The sequence below is a fragment of the Cobetia sp. LC6 genome, from assembly GCF_030264805.1.
Classification (GTDB): Bacteria; Pseudomonadota; Gammaproteobacteria; order Pseudomonadales; family Halomonadaceae; genus Cobetia.
The window spans coordinates 1-18,632 of the sequence record NZ_JASSPL010000018.1; the positions used below are offsets into that span (position 1 = coordinate 1).

The 18,632-nt window shown below is 63.0% G+C and carries 17 protein-coding genes; 9 read left to right on the forward strand and 8 right to left on the reverse strand.

Annotated elements, in window-relative coordinates; translation table 11 throughout:
* The first annotated feature begins 270 nt into the window (after nt 1–270).
* Nucleotides 271–1,344, forward strand: coding sequence for a 23S rRNA (cytidine(2498)-2'-O)-methyltransferase RlmM (rlmM, locus tag QQF40_RS16000; RefSeq protein ID WP_175090612.1), 1,074 nt, complete (start codon nt 271–273; stop codon nt 1,342–1,344).
* A gap of 129 nt (nt 1,345–1,473) precedes the next feature.
* Here the strand turns inward: rlmM and QQF40_RS16005 are convergent, their stop codons facing one another.
* On the reverse strand, nt 1,474–1,758 hold the full coding sequence (locus QQF40_RS16005) for an antibiotic biosynthesis monooxygenase family protein (RefSeq protein WP_175090611.1): 285 nt from the start codon (nt 1,756–1,758) through the stop codon (nt 1,474–1,476).
* A 62-nt stretch (nt 1,759–1,820) separates the two neighbouring features.
* Here QQF40_RS16005 and tusA point away from each other — a divergent pair, with 62 nt between their 5' ends.
* Nucleotides 1,821–2,066, forward strand: a complete 246-nt coding sequence (tusA, locus tag QQF40_RS16010; RefSeq protein ID WP_054555155.1) for a sulfurtransferase TusA — start codon at nt 1,821–1,823, stop codon at nt 2,064–2,066.
* Nucleotides 2,067–2,106: 40 nt separating this feature from the next.
* Here tusA and QQF40_RS16015 read toward each other — a convergent pair whose 3' ends face one another.
* Together QQF40_RS16015 and QQF40_RS16020 are read right to left on the reverse strand one after the other, a co-directional pair.
* Nucleotides 2,107–2,841, reverse strand: a complete 735-nt coding sequence (locus tag QQF40_RS16015; RefSeq protein ID WP_175090610.1) for a hypothetical protein — start codon at nt 2,839–2,841, stop codon at nt 2,107–2,109.
* Nucleotides 2,842–3,134: 293 nt separating this feature from the next.
* Entirely contained in the window at nt 3,135–4,610 is a 1,476-nt protein-coding gene (locus tag QQF40_RS16020) for an MATE family efflux transporter (protein WP_285461942.1), read from the reverse strand.
* A gap of 342 nt (nt 4,611–4,952) precedes the next feature.
* On the opposite strand from QQF40_RS16020, the gene QQF40_RS16025 reads away from it, so the two are divergent.
* The 5 genes from QQF40_RS16025 (at nt 4,953) to QQF40_RS16045 (ending at nt 11,216) form a co-directional block, all read left to right on the forward strand.
* On the forward strand, nt 4,953–5,525 hold the full coding sequence (locus tag QQF40_RS16025; protein WP_285461923.1) for an elongation factor P hydroxylase: 573 nt from the start codon (nt 4,953–4,955) through the stop codon (nt 5,523–5,525).
* A 235-nt stretch (nt 5,526–5,760) separates the two neighbouring features.
* Nucleotides 5,761–6,807 (forward strand): Fe(3+) ABC transporter substrate-binding protein, encoded by a 1,047-nt coding sequence (locus QQF40_RS16030; protein WP_254627208.1) that lies wholly within the window; start codon nt 5,761–5,763, stop codon nt 6,805–6,807.
* A gap of 141 nt (nt 6,808–6,948) precedes the next feature.
* Nucleotides 6,949–8,757 carry an ABC transporter permease gene (locus tag QQF40_RS16035; protein ID WP_285461924.1) on the forward strand — a complete coding sequence of 603 codons (1,809 nt, stop codon included), beginning with the start codon at nt 6,949–6,951 and terminating at the stop codon, nt 8,755–8,757.
* 113 nt (nt 8,758–8,870) lie between these two features.
* Nucleotides 8,871–9,407, forward strand: coding sequence for an HPP family protein (locus tag QQF40_RS16040; RefSeq protein ID WP_175090608.1), 537 nt, complete (start codon nt 8,871–8,873; stop codon nt 9,405–9,407).
* A gap of 216 nt (nt 9,408–9,623) precedes the next feature.
* Entirely contained in the window at nt 9,624–11,216 is a 1,593-nt protein-coding gene (locus QQF40_RS16045; RefSeq protein WP_285461925.1) for a DEAD/DEAH box helicase, read from the forward strand.
* 91 nt (nt 11,217–11,307) lie between these two features.
* On the opposite strand, the gene QQF40_RS16050 is transcribed toward QQF40_RS16045, so the two are convergent.
* Together QQF40_RS16050 and QQF40_RS16055 are read right to left on the reverse strand one after the other, a co-directional pair.
* On the reverse strand, nt 11,308–11,874 hold the full coding sequence (locus QQF40_RS16050) for a hypothetical protein (protein WP_240916687.1): 567 nt from the start codon (nt 11,872–11,874) through the stop codon (nt 11,308–11,310).
* Between the two features lie 48 nt (nt 11,875–11,922).
* On the reverse strand, nt 11,923–12,873 hold the full coding sequence (locus QQF40_RS16055; protein ID WP_175090606.1) for a TatD family hydrolase: 951 nt from the start codon (nt 12,871–12,873) through the stop codon (nt 11,923–11,925).
* 326 nt (nt 12,874–13,199) lie between these two features.
* On the opposite strand from QQF40_RS16055, the gene QQF40_RS16060 reads away from it, so the two are divergent.
* Nucleotides 13,200–15,137, forward strand: a complete 1,938-nt coding sequence (locus QQF40_RS16060) for an ATP-binding cassette domain-containing protein (protein WP_175090605.1) — start codon at nt 13,200–13,202, stop codon at nt 15,135–15,137.
* A gap of 209 nt (nt 15,138–15,346) precedes the next feature.
* On the opposite strand, the gene QQF40_RS16065 is transcribed toward QQF40_RS16060, so the two are convergent.
* Nucleotides 15,347–15,799, reverse strand: coding sequence for a universal stress protein (locus QQF40_RS16065; protein WP_175090604.1), 453 nt, complete (start codon nt 15,797–15,799; stop codon nt 15,347–15,349).
* A gap of 209 nt (nt 15,800–16,008) precedes the next feature.
* Here QQF40_RS16065 and QQF40_RS16070 point away from each other — a divergent pair, with 209 nt between their 5' ends.
* Nucleotides 16,009–16,557 carry a preprotein translocase subunit YajC gene (locus QQF40_RS16070; protein WP_175090603.1) on the forward strand — a complete coding sequence of 183 codons (549 nt, stop codon included), beginning with the start codon at nt 16,009–16,011 and terminating at the stop codon, nt 16,555–16,557.
* 124 nt (nt 16,558–16,681) lie between these two features.
* On the opposite strand, the gene slyA is transcribed toward QQF40_RS16070, so the two are convergent.
* Complete coding sequence (slyA, locus tag QQF40_RS16075) at nt 16,682–17,128, reverse strand: transcriptional regulator SlyA (RefSeq protein WP_043335305.1); 447 nt, start codon at nt 17,126–17,128, stop codon at nt 16,682–16,684.
* Nucleotides 17,129–17,345: 217 nt separating this feature from the next.
* A complete protein-coding gene (locus tag QQF40_RS16080) occupies nt 17,346–18,458 on the reverse strand; it encodes a DUF5924 family protein (RefSeq protein WP_175090602.1) in 1,113 nt (370 codons plus the stop codon).
* Nucleotides 18,459–18,632: the final 174 nt, after the last annotated feature.

The following is an 18,632-nucleotide window of genomic DNA, read 5'->3' on the forward strand; positions in this document are numbered from 1 at the left end:
ACCGCTTAGCGCCGATGGTAGTGTGGAGTTTCTCCATGTGAGAGTAGGTCATCGTCAGGCACTTATACTGAACCGCCCCTGTAGCCTTGCTGCAGGGGCGGTTCTCTTTGTGGTGAGAAAAATTGCGCACGGCAAGAGGCGTACGCGCTTCGCGAGGTGCCTGTCGCGCCCATGATGACGGCCTGAGCGTTGTCACAGCCCCATCACGTACATGCACGCTTGTAGAAGGCAGAGGCGAGAGGCTAGACTCCCGAGCCTTCTGTATTGGAGATGATGATGCAACCTCAAGAACTGTTGCTGTATTGCCGCCCTGGCTTCGAGGCCGACCTGGCCGCAGAAGTCAGCGAGAAAGCGGCGTATATCGGCACGCCGGGTTATCCGATTGCGGCCCGCGACAGTGGCTTCGTGCGTTATGTGGTGACGAGTGATGAGCCCGCCAACGCCCTGCATCGTGACATGCCGCTACAGGCGTTGGTCTTCGCTCGTCAGACCCTGGTGGCACTGGAGCCACTGGTCGGCATGTCGCGGGAGAATCGTGTCTCGCCGATTCTGCAGCAGGTGGTCGACGCCGGCTGGAGCTTCGAGGAGATCCGCCACGAGATGCCGGATACCAATGATGGCAAGGCGCTATCGGGGCTGGGCAAGGCCGTCGGTCGCCCGCTGGAGTCCGCGCTCAAGAAGCGGGGCGCCCTGCGCCGCAAGGCCGGTGGTCGGGCGTTGCACGTCTTCTGGACGGATGGCGATGAAGTCCAGCTGGGCATGAGCTTCCCGGGTAACCGCAGCGAATATGCCAATGGCATTCGTCACCTGCGTTCGCCGAGTCGTGCGCCCAGCCGTTCCACGCTCAAGCTGGAAGAGGCGTGGCACGAATTCGTGCCGCGCGATCAGTGGGAGCGTCGCATCGCCACTGGCATGCAGGCAGCGGATCTTGGTGCCGCCCCGGGTGGCTGGACCTTCCAGCTGGTCGAGAAGGGCATGTTCGTGTTCGCGATCGACAACGGTCCGATGAACAAGGACCTGATGGCGACAGGGCAGGTCGAGCATCTCAAGGAAGATGGTTTCACCTGGGAGCCGCCGCTGCGTCTGGATTGGCTGGTCTGCGATATCGTCGACAAGCCGATTCGTGTGACCGAGATGGTCGAGCGCTGGCTGAAGAAGCGCTGGTGCAACGAGGCCGTCTTCAATCTCAAGCTGCCGATGAAGCAGCGCTGGAAGGAAGTCTCTCGCTGCCTCGACTATCTGGCCGCCAGTCTCGAGCGCTCCAACGTCGGTGCCGAGATTCGCTGTCGTCATCTGTATCACGACCGTGAAGAGGTTACTGTGCACGTGCGTATCACGCACTGATTGGCTGTAGGCTCGATCAGCACGCACGGGCGGCATGCCCCATACAAGAACCCCACGGCCAGTACAGGCCGTGGGGTTCTTGTATGGGGATGGGGGCGCCTGCTGCCTTCGCTCGCCGGAGAGGCGCGTTCAGGTATGCTCCAGCAGGATTATCCGCTCCGGTTGGGATAGCATGGGCGCCAGGCGCGCCATCATGCGATTTCTGGCCGGGCTGACCGACCATTCCTGCCACGCTCGCGCATCGCGCCATGAGGTGATCAGGATGCGGTGGCCCGCGCGGCCGGTTTCCATCAGGTTCTCGCCCGAGATGAAGCCCGGGACATGCGTAGCCTCGCGTACGACTTCACGCGAGGCCTGTTCGTAATCCTGTTCCAGTCCCGGCATGATATGCCGTTCGATCAGAACCTTGATCATGCCTGTCTCCCCTTTTTTGTACGTGCCGCCAGCCAGGGCGGCAGGATTGTCAGGAGTCTTCGATGACCGATATCACATTGCCCGAGGCCGATGCCGAGCTGGAAACCAGTGGTCTGTATTGCCCGGAGCCTATCATGATGCTGCACAACAAGGTGCGTGAGCTTGCCTCGGGTGACCTGTTGCGGGTGGTGGCGACCGACCCTGCCACCACCCGTGATGTGCCCAAGTTCTGCGCCTTTCTTGGCCACACCCTGGAACTGAGCCACGAGACGCCGGAACAGTTCCTGTATTACATCCGCATCAGTTGAGGCCTGTCCGCACCGCTGAGTCGTGGGTCATGGCTGATCCTCAGGCTTCGCGGTCATGGACCTCGACGCAGACCTGGTCGCTCTCGCCGGTCATCATCAGCGCGAGAGCCTCCAGCGTCGCCGGGTCCTGCTCGCGAATCTGATTGGCGATGGCGCGCTGGAAGAAATAGACCACATCATGCCGACTGCGCCCCGGGTACAGGCAGTCGTCGCCGGCCAGCACCGGTGTCTGGGTGACGCGAGTTTCATCGACCAGCAAGGCCTCGATGTTGCCATCGCTGTAGAGACGCCAACCGAAGACCTGCTTGAGCTGCCACTGTGACTCGCCGTTGGTCATGCACAGCGCATGGGTACCCAGCGTGTCCGGCAGTTGCTGCAGCAGTGTCGTCCTGTCCGAGACTTCATAGTCGTAATAGGCCGCGGCATGTTCGAGCTCGAACACCTTGTGGTCAGGCGCCAGCATGAAGACTTCGTCGGTTTCCGGGTCGCGATAGCCGACGAAATGCCCCTGTTGCGGGTCTTCCAGCTCGTGGCAGGGCATCAGGCCCTCCATCCACGGCACCATGCCGACGACTTCACCATCCTCGCGTAGCCCCCAGGCCAGTACCGGAATGCTGTAATAGCTGTCCGGGTCGCTGTCGAGCTGATAGAGCATTTCCAACCCGTCGTGTTCCGGCGCCAGCCGGAGAATACGACGTCGTGCACGCATCCTGTCACGCATGACACTCAGGTCGATGACCTTGGCGGAGCGGGGGGAAGAAACTGGTACGCCCATGACGAACCCTCCTCAGCAGCTTGTCGATCGTCCTCGGCGTGTGCTGGTGCGTTCTCTCGCTTCTGCCATGTGTGTCGTCAGCGAGAGAGCACTGCCTTGAATAACCATTAGCACAGCCAGCGCCTTGACGGTAACCCCTCCTTGGACGAAATGACCGTCTATCGGCTTTGTCGTGTTTAAACGCAAAAGCCCCGCGTCACCTTGTCGGGTGTCGCGGGGCTTTCTCATCAAGGCGTTTCAGGTGGCTGTCAGACCAGTCTCCTGGCTGAGATGCGCACGTTATTTGCCAGGCGTCACTGACTCGCCAATACCTCGTCACGTACGCCACGGCGCGCGATGATCCACAGGCGCCAGCCCAGCAGCAGCGCTGCCACGGTCAGGCCTGCCACCATGCCGATCCAGTAGCCATAGACGCCCATCTGTTCGATGGGCCAGGGCGAGATCGGGAAGGCCTCACTGCCGACACCCAGCAGGTGTCCGCCTCCCAGCCCGACCACCCAGTAGGCGAACATGGTGATCAGCATGATGATGCGCGTGTCCTTGAAACCGCGCAGTGCGCCTGCCATGGCGACCTGCAGAGAGTCCGAGACCTGATAGAGCATCGCCAGGGTGATCAGCGACATGGCCAGGGCCTGGACCTTGAGGTTGCTGGTGTAGAGCGCCACGGCCGGCTCGGCCAGTACCCAGATCACGATGTCATTCACCAGCGCCACTACCAACGAGAAGGCCACGCCATTCCAGGCCACAAAACGTGCTTCACGCATGTCACCACGGCCGATGGTGTGGCCGACGCGCACGGTCAGGGCCATCGCCATCGACAGCGGCAGCATGAACAGCAGCGAGGTGAAGTTGAGCGCGACCTGGTGGGCCGCAACCTTGATCTCGCCGAAGCTGGCCACGAACAGGGCGATGACCGTGAACAGCGTGACCTCGAAGAAGATCGCGATACCGATCGGCAGGCCGACCTTGAGCAGTTCGCCCATCTGCTTGAAATGGGGGGCGCTGGGCTGGCACCACAACGCCACGGCGTGATACGCGCTGCTGTAACGCGTGTAGGCGAACATGCTCAGGCACATGATCCACATCGCAAGGCCGGTGGCGATACCGCAGCCGGCGGCGCCCATGGCCGGAATGTCGCCCAGCAGTCCCGGCAGGGTGATTCCCAGCAGGTCATCCACGCCCGCAGAACCGTAGATCAGCACGTAATTGAGCGGGACGTTCGATATCAGGCCGATCAGACTGATGATCAGTGCCGGGCGGGTATGGTTCATACCGTCCGAGTAGGCGCGCAGAACCTGATAGAAGGCTGCGCCCGGCATGCCCCAGGCAATGGCCATCAGGTAGAGAGTCGCCTGCTCTGCCACGGCCTCAGGCACTTCCATCAGCGTGAAGATCGGCGCGGCCAGATACCACAGCGCAAGCCCGGACAGGCTGCCGAGTACCAGCGAGATCCACAGCGATTGATGCACGTTGCCACGTACCTCACCGCTGCGATTGCCCCCCATCAATTGCGCGACTACCGGTGTCAGGCCCATCAGGGTGCCCGCCATCAGCAGCAGCAGGGGCACCCACAGGCTGGAGCCCACCGACACGGCTGCCAGGTCCGTGGCTGAGGAACGTCCCGTCATCAGTACGTCCACGGCACTCATGCCTGCCTGAGCCAGCTGCGCGCCACATATCGGCAGCGCCAGAGTGACCAGGCGTGAGGTTTCCGCTCTGACGCGGGGAATCAGTGGCGGAGGCGGAGAACCGGGGGCCGTCTGAGGCATGGAGGAGGGGGATGGGTCGGCGGGGGGCACGGCAGGCTCCTGCTAGTAATCGAGAATCATTCTTGCTTGGCGCGCCATCCTAGCAGATAAGCAGGTTTCATGAACGCAAGCTGATGAATTATCACGGCTATGAGTGACACTGTCAGCTGAAATGACGCGCTATAGGCTTGCCACGTACAATGAGCCATCCGGCAGAGCAGGTTTTCCTGCCGCCATCGAATGCTCCCACACTGCCAGCGCTTGCCGAGAATTGCCGTGTCGTCCCATGAGTCCCTAACTGCTGTCCATTCCTCTGATTCCGCCTGCGGGAGCCCTCGTCGTGCGCATGACCTCGCCACCTTGATGGCGTTGTTCGACGGCCTGTTCGGTGGCACCTTCAATACCTTGCTGCGCTGTGATCCCGAGGAGCCGCTCTATCTTCCGGCCGGCATGCAGGGAGAAGGCAGGCGAGTCCCGGAATCAGAACTTGGCTATCACCGTGTCTATCTGGCACGTGGCTTCTTTTCCAGCGCACTGCATGAGATCAGCCATTGGTGCATCGCAGGCGCCAGACGGCGGCTCGAGGAAGATTACGGCTACTGGTATGCACCGGATGGCCGCGACGCCGAGCAGCAGCGCGCCTTCGAAAGTGTCGAGGTTGCCCCCCAGGCGCTGGAGCTGCTTTTCCACCGGGCGGTGGGCAAGCCGTTTCATGTCAGCGTCGACAATCTTGAGCTGGAGGTGGATCGAGACGCCTTCACGCAACGTGTGATGCAGCGTGCCTCCGATGTCGAGCAGCGCGGCCTGCCCGCACGTGCCGCTGCCTTCCGCCATGCACTCGCCGGTGTCTGGCAGCAGGGGATGCCGCTTGAGCAGGCCATCGCCCATGCCATGCCCCTGTTGCCTGCAGTGGGCGAGGACGGCCGGCTGGAGTGAAGCCTTCCTGTGCATGGCAGGCAGCAGTGTCGTCGCTGGCTGGGCTTGCCTCCCGGAACCCGCCTCCTGAAGCGGGATTGCATTATCTGCAAATCAGCGTTGCACTCACGTTGCAGGCGTCAGCGCTTTGTGATTAGAATGATTCGCATTGACACAATGGTTCCGCTTCTACTGGCCTGCAGGTCTGCCCATGGCAGTCCTCGTCAGGACAGGACACCTTGAACAGGGGTATTCGATGACTGCTGTATCCATGATTTCTGCATCCTCCGCTCGCAAGCTGTTGTTGAGTGCGCTGGTCGGCGTGACGGCTGTCACGACCATGCCGGCGCAAGCCCAGGAAGAGGTGAACGTCTACTCCTATCGTCAGGCCTATCTGATCGAGCCGTTTCTCAAGGAGTTCACCGAGGAGACCGGCGTCAAGGTCAACGTGGTATTCGCCAAGCAAGGTCTGGCCGAGCGTCTCAAGCGTGAAGGTCGCAACACGCCGGCTGACGTCCTGCTGACGGTGGATATCGGTCGCCTGCAGGAATTGGTCGACGAAGAGCTGGTCAAGAGCGTCAATGACGACGTCATCGAAGCCAACCTGCCCGAGCAGTATCACGGCCCTGACAACCAGTGGTTCGGTATCACCACCCGTGCACGCGTGCTCTACACCAGTGTCGATCGCCTCGAGGCCGGTCAGGTCGCAAGCTATGACGACCTGGCGGATCCGAGCCTCAAGGGCCGTGTCTGTTCACGAGCCGGTGATCACCCCTACAACGTGGCATTGATCGCCTCGCGTATCGCCCACAACGGCGAGGAAGCGACCCGCGAATGGCTGGAAGGCTTCAAGGACAACCTGGCGCGCAAGCCGCAGGGCGGGGACCGCGATCAGATCAAGGCGATTCGTGACAACGTCTGTGACGTGGCCATCGGCAACAGCTACTACTACGGCAAGATGCTCGACAATGACGAGCAGCGTCCGTGGGCCGAGAAGGCACGCATCGAATTCCCGGACCAGAACGGTGTCGGTACGCACATGAACATCTCCGGCATGGCGATGACCAAGTATGCGCCGCACGAAGAGAATGCGCTCAAGCTGATGCGCTTCTTGACCGAGAAGACCGCCCAGCACATGTATGCCGAGGTCAATTTCGAGTATCCGGCCAACCCGGCTGCCGAAAGCTCGGAGCTGCTGACGTCCTGGGGCGAGTTCAAGCAGGATGACCTCTCGCTGACCGAGGTCGCCAAATACCGCAAGCGTGCTGCTCAGATGGTCAATGAAGTCGGCTTCAACCAGTAACGGCACTCACCGCTGGCATGAGCCATCGGGTGGGATGTCATGAACGAAGAGGGGCTGTCGCGATGCGACAGCCCCTCTTCGTTTGAGTGAACAATGTAAAATAGACGCAATTGCAGTTGGCAGGTCAGTGAGGAAGAACAGATGACGCAAGGCAAGCGGCTGTTGGCAAAGCGAGGTGCGAGCCTTGAAGAGGAAGCCTGCACGGCAACCAGCGCGACGGAGCTCGCCCTGGAACACGCGACTCACGGCACGTCATTCGACGAAGATGCGGCGATAAGACGCCGTCAGCGGCGTCTGGGCACGCACATGGGGTGGTTCGCGACGGCCTGGGGGGTCGCCGCGCTGGTGGTGATGCCGGTGCTGGCCGTCATCTGGCTGGCGTTGTTCGGCGATGATGGCAGTGACCAGGCCGGTGACGGCATCTGGCCGCACCTCGTCTCCACCGTGTTGCCTGACTATGTCATGACGAGTCTGGCGCTGGTGGCCGGCGTGGCGGTCCTCAGCGGCAGCATGGGCGTGGTCTCGGCGTGGCTGACCACCATGTATCAGTTCCCACTGCGGCGCACCTTCGAGTGGTCGTTGCTGCTGCCGTTCGCGATTCCTGCCAATGTCATCGCCTACATCTACACCGATGTCTTCGAGTATGCCGGGCCCTTCCAGGGCGCGCTGCGTGCGCTGTTCGGCTGGGACTCGCCGCAGGATTACTACTTCCCCGAGATACGCAGTCTGGGCGGTGCCATCCTGATGCTGTCGCTGGTGCTGTTTCCGTATGTCTTCATGCTGGCGCGCTCGGCGTTTCTCGATCAATCACCGTCACTGCGCGATGCCAGCCGCACCCTGGGCTGCAATGGCTGGCAGAGCTTCTGGCGCGTGGCACTGCCCAGTGCACGCCCGGCGATCGCCGTCGGTCTGGCGCTGGCGATGATGGAGGCGCTCAATGACTTCGGCACCGTCGATTACTTCGCGGTGCGTTCGCTGACTGCCGGCATCTTCAATGTGTGGCTCAACATGGGCAGCCTGCGCGGCGCGGCCCAGATCGCGCTGTGTCTGATGATCTTCGTGGTCACGCTGATCTGGCTGGAGCGACATGCCCGGCGTCGGCAGCGTCAGTTCGGCAAGGGCGATCGCTATCGTCGCTATCGTCGCCCGACATTGCATGGCTGGCGCGCCGGACTGGCGACACTGGCCTGCCTGCTGCCGTTGCTGTTCGGTTTCCTGTTGCCGGTGGGCCTGTTGACGCGGCATGCCATTCGCTATTTTGAGGAGTCGTGGACGCCGGACTTTGCCGGTTACGCGCTCAATAGTCTGATGCTGTCGGTCAGTGCTGCCGTGTTGACGCTGATCATCGGGGTGCTGCTGGCCTACGCCAAGCGGCTGGATCGCACCGCCAGCGTACAGCAGGCGCTCAAGCTCTCGAGTCTCGGTTATGCCATGCCGGGCGCCGTGCTGGGGCTGGGCGTGCTGGTGCCGCTGTCCGGGTTCGACAATGCGCTGGACAGCTTCCTGCGCGCCAACTTCGGGTTCTCCAGCGGTCTGCTGCTGACGGGGACGATGGGCGCGATCATCATCGCCTATGTGGTGCGTTTCCTCGCCATCGCCGCGGGCTCCATCGAATCGAGTCTCGACAAGGTCACGCCTTCGATGGACATGGCGGCGCGCTCGCTGGGCGAGAACACCCTCTCGACACTACGCCGGGTGCACCTGCCCTTGATCCGCCCCGGTCTGCTGACCGCGGCGCTGGTGGTCTTCGTTGATGCGATGAAGGAGCTGCCGGCCACCTTGATGCTGCGACCCTTCAACTTCGACACGCTCGCCACCCACGTCTATCAGTACGCCTCGGATGAAATGCTCGAGCAGGCGGCGCTGCCGGCGCTGGTGATCGTGGTGGTCGGTATCCTGCCGGTGATCGTGATCTCGCGCACCATCGTGGCCTCGCGCAGCGAGTCATGACGACGACAGCATTGGTATCAGCTTATTGCCAAACGGGAGTTGTTCCTCATGTGGAGATCGCCTAGGGTGCAGCGCTCGACACTGACAGGACAATGCCGGAGATGGTTCGCACGATGTTCAAGCCTTACGTAGCCAAGATGCGTGGTGGCCCCCTGAAGCGGGGCAGGCCGCATGTTGCCGATGCCCTGTGGTCATGGCTCGGAGCCTTTCTGGGCATGGCGCTGATCGGCTGGTTGTCCTCGCACTATCTGGCAGTCAGCTCGCTGTTGCTGGTGGGGTCCTTCGGCGCGACCTCGGTGCTGCTCTACGGCGCGCCGCACAGCCCGCTGGCCCAGCCGCGCAATGTGCTGGGCGGCAACATGCTGTCGGCACTGGTCGGTGTCGCCTGCTATCACTGGCTGGGCGATGGCTGGCTGGCAGCGGCCATGGCGGTCTCGGTGTCACTGCTGGTCATGCAGCTGACGCACACCCTGCACCCGCCGGGCGGCGCCACCGCCCTGATCGCGGTGATCGGCGGTCAGCCGCTGCATGAGCTGGGCTACTGGTACGCCCTGTTGCCGGTGGGGCTGGGCTGCTTGGCGATGCTGGTGCTGGCGGTGTTGATCAACAATCTGGCGCGTCATCGCCGCTATCCGCTGCACTGGCATTGAGCCCATCGGATGCGCGCTTCTGCAGGCGACGGCGGAAGATGGTAGACTGGGCCATCGCCTGACGCGAGCGACTGGCAGCAGCCGGATGAGGTCCCTCTGACCGACTCCTTTTTCTCTGCGCCTGATACGCCTCGCTCCCTCTCCCGGCACGTGCCCGGCCAGGCGCCATTCCTTAATGATCGACCAGCACGTGGCCGGTCAGCCGAAGAGATATTGATGACTGAGACTACTGCCAATTCCGTCCCGGCGTTTGCCTCCCTGGGGCTGTCCGCTCCTGTCCTGAAAGCGATCGCCGAGATGGGCTATTCCACGCCGTCTCCCGTCCAGGCAGGTGCGATTCCTGCCGTGCTGGAAGGCCGCGATGTGATGGCTGCCGCGCGCACCGGTACCGGCAAGACCGCCGGTTTCGCCCTGCCGCTGGTCGAGCGCCTCGCGCAGAGCGCTCCCGCGGGTGCCCGCAAGATCAAGGCCCTGATCGTCACGCCTACGCGTGAGCTGGCCGCGCAGATCGACGAGAACGTCACCGCCTATTCACGTCACCTGAAGCTGCGCAATGCCGTGGTATTCGGTGGCGTGAAGATCAACCCGCAGATCAGCCGCCTGTCCTCTGGCGTCGAGATCCTGACCGCCACGCCGGGCCGCCTGCTGGACCTGCACTCCCAGAAGGCCATCGACTTTTCCGATCTCGAGACGCTGGTGCTGGATGAAGCGGACCGCATGCTGGACATGGGCTTCATCCACGACATCCGCCGTCTGCTCAAGCTGCTGCCGACCAAGCGTCAGACGCTGCTGTTCTCCGCGACCTTCTCCGATGAGATTCGCGGCATGGCCAACAAGCTGCTGAATGACCCGGCGGCGGTGGAAGCCAGCCCGCGCAATACCACGGCCGAGAAGGTCGAGCAGCATATCCACACCGTAGAGAAGAGCCACAAGCCTTCGCTGCTCAAGCACCTGATCATCAAGGAAAACTGGCACCAGGTGCTGGTCTTCACCCGTACCAAGCACGGTGCCAACCGACTGGCGACCAAGCTCGAGAAGTCTGGTATCAGTGCTGCAGCGATTCATGGCAACAAGAGTCAGAATGCGCGTACCAAGGCGCTGGCCGGCTTCAAGAACGGCGAAGTGCGAGTGCTGGTCGCGACGGATATTGCAGCGCGTGGCCTGGATATCGAGCAGCTGCCGCAGGTCGTGAACTACGAACTGCCCAACGTGCCGGAAGACTACGTGCACCGTATCGGGCGTACCGGCCGTGCCGGTGCCAGCGGGCGTGCCATCTCGCTGGTTTCCAGCGATGAGCGCAAGGAACTGGGCGGGATTGAGCGTCTGCTCAAGGGCAAGCTCAAGCGGGTCGAGGTGGAAGGTTTCGTGCCGGAAGTCGATGTCGAGCCGGAACGTGAACCGCGTCAGCCGCGTGGCGGCCAGCGTTCTGGCGGCCAGCGTTCTGGCGGCCAGCGCTCTGGCGGTCAGCGCACAGGTGGCAAGCCTGCCGCTGAAGGTCGTGGCAATGGCGGCCCGCGCTCGGGCGGCCAGCGATCGGGCGGCCAGCGATCGGGCGGCCAGCGCACTGGCGGCCAGCGCTCTGAAGGCCAACGCACTGGCGGCCAGTCTCAGCAGACCGCGCGTGTCGATGATGACAACCGCGGCAACCGTGCGCCGGTGCAGCGTGAAGTCGATGGCAATCGCATCGCGCCGCAGCCGGAGGTGAACGGCAACCGTGCGCCGAGCAATGATGAGCGTCCGCGCCGCCGCTCACGCGGTGGTCGCAACCGCTCCAGCGGTGGCAACGGTGGTGGCCGCTCCAACGGCTGAGCCGCGCCGTAGAGGCCAAGGCTTGAACAGGAACGCCCCGACAACCTTGCGGTTGTCGGGGCGTTTGCGTGTCAGGGGCGAGAACGACTGATCAGACGTCTTCTTCCCAGTCGATCTCGTAATCCGGGCCAGTGCCCTGGATGTCTTGCTCGCCACGCACGCCATCACCGCGCAGGCGGGTATGGATGGCCAGCATCACCAGCACCTCGTTGTCTGGGCGGAAGGGCTGCAGGCCCTGTTCGAACAGCATGTTGTTGCGCTCTCGCGCCCAGTCGCCCGGAGCAAGTTCAGGGTAGAGGCCTTCCGCCGGCGCGAACTCGACGAACGGGTCCATGTTGTAGGCGTCGAACAGGCGGGCCAGTGCCTGCTCGTCATCCATGACGCCGGTGGTATAGAGCGTGGTCTGGTAGTAGTCCTGCTCCAGCTCCTTGAGCACATCAAGGGGGCTGACGCCGAAGCTGCGCAGGTCATCCAGGCTGTAGTCGCCCAGCTCCAGCATCTCGCCATCCAGCCATTCGTCATCCGGCTGGATCAGCACATGCTTCATCTGGCCATCGGGCAGCGCCCAGGCGATGGCCAGCGGCAGACTGGAGTCCTCGCCGGTCTCGACGGCGATGAAGGCGGGGAAGTCCCCTGTTTCGGGTTCATATTCGTGCATGGTGATGTCCAGAGCAGGGAAGCGTGCAGGGAAAGTCGTGTATGCCGATTACAGGCGGAAGAAGCGGGTGGCAGTGGCGGTGGTGGCCTGTGCGAGTTCTTCCATGTCGATACCGCGCAGCGCCGCGACCTCCGCCATGATCCACACCAGCAGCGAGGGTTCATGACGCCGTCCCTTGAGCTTGGCGGGCAGATTGCGCGGTACCAGATAGGGACAATCGGTTTCCAGCATCAGGCGTTCGAGGGGAATCTCGCGGCACAGGCTGCGCAGGTGTTCGCCTCGGCGCTCATCACACAGCCAGCCGGTCAGGCCGATGTGCAGGTCGAGATCCAGGTAGCCGTAGAGCGTCTCGCGCTCCCCGGTGAAGCAGTGCACGACGGCGTGACTGATATCGTCGCGCCAGTGCTTGAGCATCTCGAGCATCTGGCGACCGGCGTCGCGTTCATGCAGAAACAGCGGCAGGCCTGTCTCGGCGGCCAGTGTCAGCTGCGCTTCAAACGCTCGGGCCTGTTCGGCGGGCGTCGAGAAGTTGCGATTGAAGTCGAGGCCACATTCCCCCACTGCGACGACCTCCGGCTGCGCCAGTAGCTCCCGGATGCCGCGTTCGACGCCGTCGTTCCACTGGCTGGCATCATGCGGATGCACGCCGGCGGTGGCAGAAAGGCCGCGATAGCGTGCCGCCAGTGCCTGGGCCTCACGCGAGGCATCCAGGCTGGTGCCGGTCAGGATCTGCTGGCTGACGCCCGCCGCGCGTGCTCGCAGCAAGGTACCCTCGATATCGCGCGCGTAGCTCTCATGCGTCAGGTTGACGCCGATGTCGACCAGCGCAGAGGGGCTTGCGAAACGCAGCTCCGGTGCCAGTAGCGTCAGCGCGGCCGCGATTTCGGCCTCGCCGAGCTCAAGGTCGTCACACAAGGCGGCAAGCGTCTCGTCGGACAGCCGCTCGCTATCATAGTAGGGCAGGGAGGCAGGATCGGCATGCGGGGGAAGCGCGGACATCGGACACCCTTGGGATCGCGAGGAGGGAGGAGACACGTGACAGCGCAAGGCCTGACAACAGCCTGTCGGTCTGGCACTCGATAGCGCTGCATGACAGGCGGACCTTGGCAGCGCAGGGCACGTGACGTGATTTCAAGCGGTCGGCCATTCTACCCAAGGCGCCGGCGTCTTTCAGCCCTTGCGGCGTCTTCCATCGCCTGCACGCTGTGCCTCGGGTAGAATGGCAGCATTCTCCGGCGCGCGTCGCTGGCGGCGGCCTGTCCGCCTGACTCCCACTTCCTCCGTGGCCTTCCCGGCCGTGGACCCGTCACGAGTTGCTGCTGCACATGGCATTGTTACGACTGGAAAATCTTCAGCTGGCCTACGGCCATCACGTCCTGCTCAACGGGGCGGACCTTGTCGTCGAGCGCGGCGAGCGTCTGGCGCTCGTCGGCCGCAACGGCACCGGCAAGTCGACCCTGCTCAAGCTGATCACCGGCGAATTCCAGGCAGATGCCGGTGAGCTGTGGAAGGCGCCGGGCCTCAAGATCGGCGTGCTCTCGCAGGACCTGCCGGCCGCCGAAGGACGCACCATCTTCGATATCGTCGCTGAAGGCCTGCCGAAGGCGGGCGCGCTGCTGGCGGAGTACCATCATCTGATCAGCGATCCCGAGCCGGATCTCAAGCGTCTCGAGCACGTGCAGGTCGCGCTGGAAAGCGTCGATGGCTGGCAGTTCCAGCAGCGTATCGATACCGTGCTGACCCGTCTGGGTCTGCCGGAAGACACCATGATGGAAGACCTGTCCGGCGGCTGGCGTCGTCGTGTCGCGCTGGCGCGTGCGCTGGTGTCCGACCCGGACCTGCTGCTGCTCGATGAGCCGACCAACCATCTGGATCTCGATACCATTGCGTGGCTGGAAGAGCAGGTCGCGGCCTTCTCTGGCGCTGTACTGTTCATCACCCACGACAGGGCTTTCCTGAAACGCCTCGCGACCCAGATTCTGGAGCTGGACCGTGGTCGTCTCGGTCGTTATCCGGGCGACTACGCGGCCTACCAGGCCCAGAAGCAGCACGAGATGGACGTCGAGGCCAAGGAGAATTCCGAGTTCGACAAGAAACTGGCCCAGGAAGAGACCTGGATCCGCCAGGGGGTCAAGGCGCGTCGTACCCGCAATGAAGGCCGTGTACGTGCGCTGGAGAAGATGCGTGCCGAGCGTGGCCAGCGGCGTGAAGTGCAGGGCCGTGCGCGTATCGCCGTCGACTCCGCCGAGCGCAGCGGCAAGCGGGTCGTGGAGCTGGAAAACGTCAGCTATCGCTACGACGAGGCGCAGGAGCAGTGGGTCATCCGTGACCTGAGTATCGAGATCCAGCGTGGCGACAAGGTTGGTCTGCTGGGACGCAACGGTGCGGGCAAGACCACGCTGCTGCACATCCTGCTCGGTCAGCTGGAAGCCAGCGAAGGCAAGCGTATCGAAGGCACCAAGCTGCAGATCGCCTACTTCGATCAGCTGCGCAAGGGCCTCGACATGGAAGCCACCGTCTATGACAACGTGGCGCGCGGCAGCGACCGTGTCACGGTCGGCGGACGTGACATGCACGTGATGAGTTACCTGCAGAACTTCCTGTTCACGCCGGACCGCGCGCGTCAGCCGGTACGCTCCCTGTCAGGGGGCGAGTCCAACCGTCTGCTGCTGGCACGTCTTTTCACCATGCCTGCCAACGTGCTGGTGCTCGATGAGCCGACCAACGACCTGGATGTCGAGACGCTGGAGCTGCTCGAGGAGCTGTTGCTCGACTTTGACGGCACCGTGCTGCTGGTTTCCCACGACCGTGCCTTCATGGACAACGTGGTCACCAACATCCTCGCCTTCGAGGGCGACGGGGTCGTCAAGCCGTATATCGGGGGCTACAGCGACTGGATACGTCAGGGCGGGCATCTGCCGCCGGCGCCGTGGGAAGTCGAGCGTGAGCGCGAGGAAAAGCACCGTCGTGATGCCCAGGCAGAAGACGAGCGTCGCAAGCGTGAGGCCGCCCAGGCGCAGCAGGCCAACAAGAAGGTCAAGCTGCCTTACAAGCTCCAGCGCGAGCTGGATCTGATTCCGGCGACCATCGAGAAGCTGGAGGCGGAGGTCGCGACACTGGAAGCCGAGATCGCGGCGCCGGAGTTCTACACCGGGGATGCCAAGGTGGTGAAGAACACGCTGGAGAAGCTCAGCCACAAGCAGCAGGTGCTGGAAGAGACGATGGAACGCTGGATGGAGCTTGAGGCCATGCAGGAAGGCTGAAGCCGCAAGTGACGGTCATGCACACGTACGGTCATGGACTACGGTCATGGATTACGGCCATGAGTGACGATGCTTGATGGCCGTGCCGTGCAGAAAGTCCGTCAGCTGAATACACAAGAGGGCTGCCCATGGGCAGCCCTCTTGTCGTCCCTCACATGTCGTCGACGTGAGGTGTCGTCTGGCAGGAGGTGTCGTCTAGCCGGTCGCCATCATTCCTCGCTGTCATCCGCGCCGACGCGCACCGCCAGCACGTCGCACTGGGCGCCGTGCAGGACACCCGTGGAGGTGGAGCCCAGCAGCAGCGCAAAGCCATGGCGACCATGCGAGCCGACCACGATCAGGTCCACGTCGTGTTCGGCCGCGAAGCGATGAATCTCGCTATCCGGCATGCCGACCACCACGTACTGGTCTTCGGCGGCGATATCATGAGGCGTGGCGATCTCGCTGAGTCGTTCACGGGCGTGGGAATCCAGCTGGTCCTGGATGCTGGTCAGGTCCATCGGGATATCACCGCCATAGGCAAAGCCCAGCGGTTCCAGCGTATGGATGATGGAAATCTTGGCGCCGTTGCGCTTGGCGATCGGCAGTGCCCGCTCCAGCACCAGATGGGAATCCTTGGTCAGGTCGACAGCGACCAGTACATGCTTGTATTCGTTGCTCATCCTGAGGTCCTCCCGCAGAGGTTGGCCATTCGAGTGGCGTCGTGCACCTGCTTCCATGCTAGGCTTGCCGCCCCCTTGAACACAATGACTTACATCAACGTAATGACAGTGCGTGATACGCAACCCCTCGGGGCTGCATAGCCTATCTTGCGCCTTTACGCCATGTCCTGCTTGATGAAACCCTTGAATAGACAACCGTTGGATAGACGATGACGACTGCGCTGATCATCATTTTTGTCGTGCTGGCGATGCTGTCGCCACTGACCTGGCTACGCCCCAGCAAACGCGAGACGCGCACTTCACTGGTCCGCAAGGCGGTGATCGCCGATGGCATGCGGGTGGACCTCAAGGCGCCGCCTCTTTCTGACGCGCCCAAGGGCATCGTCGGCTATCGCCGTCCCTGGCCGACCGAACGCGATGTCACGCCCTTCATCCTCGTGCAGGATGAATGGGCCAGTGACGCTCTGCGTGAGGCGGTGCCGGGCTATCGCTGGCGCGAAGAGAGTCGCCTGGCGGATGACCCGGACGTCGCTGCGGCGCTGCTGCGCTTTACGCGCACGCTGCCGGAGGACGCCTTGATGCTGGAGTCGTCACTCTCCGGTCTGACGCTGTGGTGGGGCGAGAGTCTGGATGTGGAGAGCTGCCACGACTGGCGGCGCGAATTCGAGGTCCTGCATGCGCTGTTGATCGACAAGGCGCCTATCTCGCACAAGCGTCGTCCGCTGGTGGGCACCGAACCGAAGATGCCGGACGCCTGACACGGGCAGCCTTCCCGCCTGTAGAAAAAAGCCCCCATCGAGTGACTCGATGGGGGCTTTTTCATATCCCGCTTGCGTTCATGTCCTGCTGGCACGGCCGGCCATTTCCGGTCGGCATGTCGGGTCAGGCGCTTTCCGGCACCTTCTCGGAGATTTCCAGGCCATTGCGCTCCATGACACGCAGGCATTCGCAGAATTGATCGACCTGCGCCTCGCTCAGGCCCTCGAGCATCTCGATGCGAGTCTGCTCGGCGATGGCATCGATCTTCTCGATCAATGGCAGCGCCTTGCGGGTCAGGAAGATGCGCTTGGTGCGGCGGTCTTCCTCACAGGCACGGCGCTCGACCAGGCCCTGTTCGGTCAGTTGGTCCAGGGTGCGAACCAGCGACGGGGCTTCGATACCGATGGAGCGAGCCAGATCACATTGGGGCTGACCATCGCCCATGCGCCACAGGTGTACCAGCGTCATCCAACGAGTCTGGGTCAGGCCTAGTGGGGACAGTCGCTGGTCCAGAATGGCGCGCCACAGGCGCGGCAGGCGGGAAAGCTTGAGTCCGATATCTTCATGCATGGATAGGTCGTCCGCTGAGTGCAAAGGTGAAGGGGCTTTTGTCATTGGCGCGCGTCCAGCATCACTCAAAAGTGAATGAGACTGATTCCTTATCTGCGCCGCCCTTCACATCAGCATGCTAGGCAGTCTGGATAATTACAAGCCTGCGAACGAATTTTACGTCCATGGTCGAGTAACTCAGCGTTCCCGCTTGCGGAGTGACTCGTGGTGGCGACTGTCACAAACCCGGAATCAGGTTGGTGATACGCCAGCCGGGGATGCCGGGGGGCTGGCTGATGGTGCTGTCCGCCAGGGTCGCCTGCTGCGGATCATCGCTGACCAAGAAGCGCAGACTGCCGATGCGCTGTCCGTTCATCGTCTCGACATCGATGCGCCACTCGCCCTCGCTGCCCTGCGGGAAGGCCGTCTTGTGGGTCCAGGCGCGGTAGCCTTCGCTGCGTCCGCCGTTGATGTTCAGGGCGATGCGATCGACGACTTCGCCATCATGACGCCAGACGTGATAGACCTTCTCCGACAGACCGCGCGGCGCGCGAATGGCCGTGTAGGCGTAGAGGCCTCGGGCGGAGAGTTGCGCAGGTGTCAGCTGCATCTCGCCGCGCGGTGCGCGCGCCGCGGCATCGAAGTCCGGCGACAGGCTGCTGGCATTGATCCACAGCGTGGCAGGCGGAATCCAGGCACGTGCCCCCCAGGCACCCACCCCGAGCATCACGCTGATGCCGATCATCGCCAGACCGCCGACCAGACCGCGCGCGATGCGCAGGTTGGCGACGCTGGGCAGCGCGAACAGACTCATGGCGGCACAGGCGGCCAGCAGGCTCTCGCCCGTGGTCAGTTCCAGCAGCAGGGGCAGGGTGACCAGCACCACGACGAACACGCACAGGGCGTGGAAGCCGAAGTACAGCCAGCGATGACGCTCGGCCAGCCGGTAGTAGAAGGGGTCGAGAATCGACAGCAGGGTCGCGCCGCACAGCAGCAGCGTGAAGCCTGCCTGGCCGCTGGCCCAGTCGGTGGTCGCCAGGAAGAACGGCAGCGTGAAACACAGTGTCTCCTGCTGGATCAGCTGGGCCACGAAGGTCGCCAGCTTGCGGGGCAGGGCATTCTGACCGCGATGGCGGCGCAGGCGGCTCCACAGGCCTTCGGCGATCAGGATCAACCAGGCCAGCATCATGCCCAGCGCCAGCAGGCCGCCCAGCCATTGCTGACGGTTGACGAGAAAGAAACTGCAGATGCCGGCGGCGAAGCCGATGGGCGGCCATAGCCAGTGCCAGCGCTTGGTGCGTTCGACAAGGCCGGTCAGGCGTAGATACAGGGCGGTGAGAGTGCTGCTCATGAAAGCATGATATCGATGAGGCCTTTGAAAGCCTGCTGGCGCGCGAGGAGGTGTCGCGGTCAGCCTGCGGGTTGGGAAAGTGTTCAGGGTAACGCGGCTGCCTTGTGCGGTGTAGCGTCGATCTTTGCCTACATCGGCTGTCGATAGCGTGCGCCAGTCAGCTCAGTCCAGTAT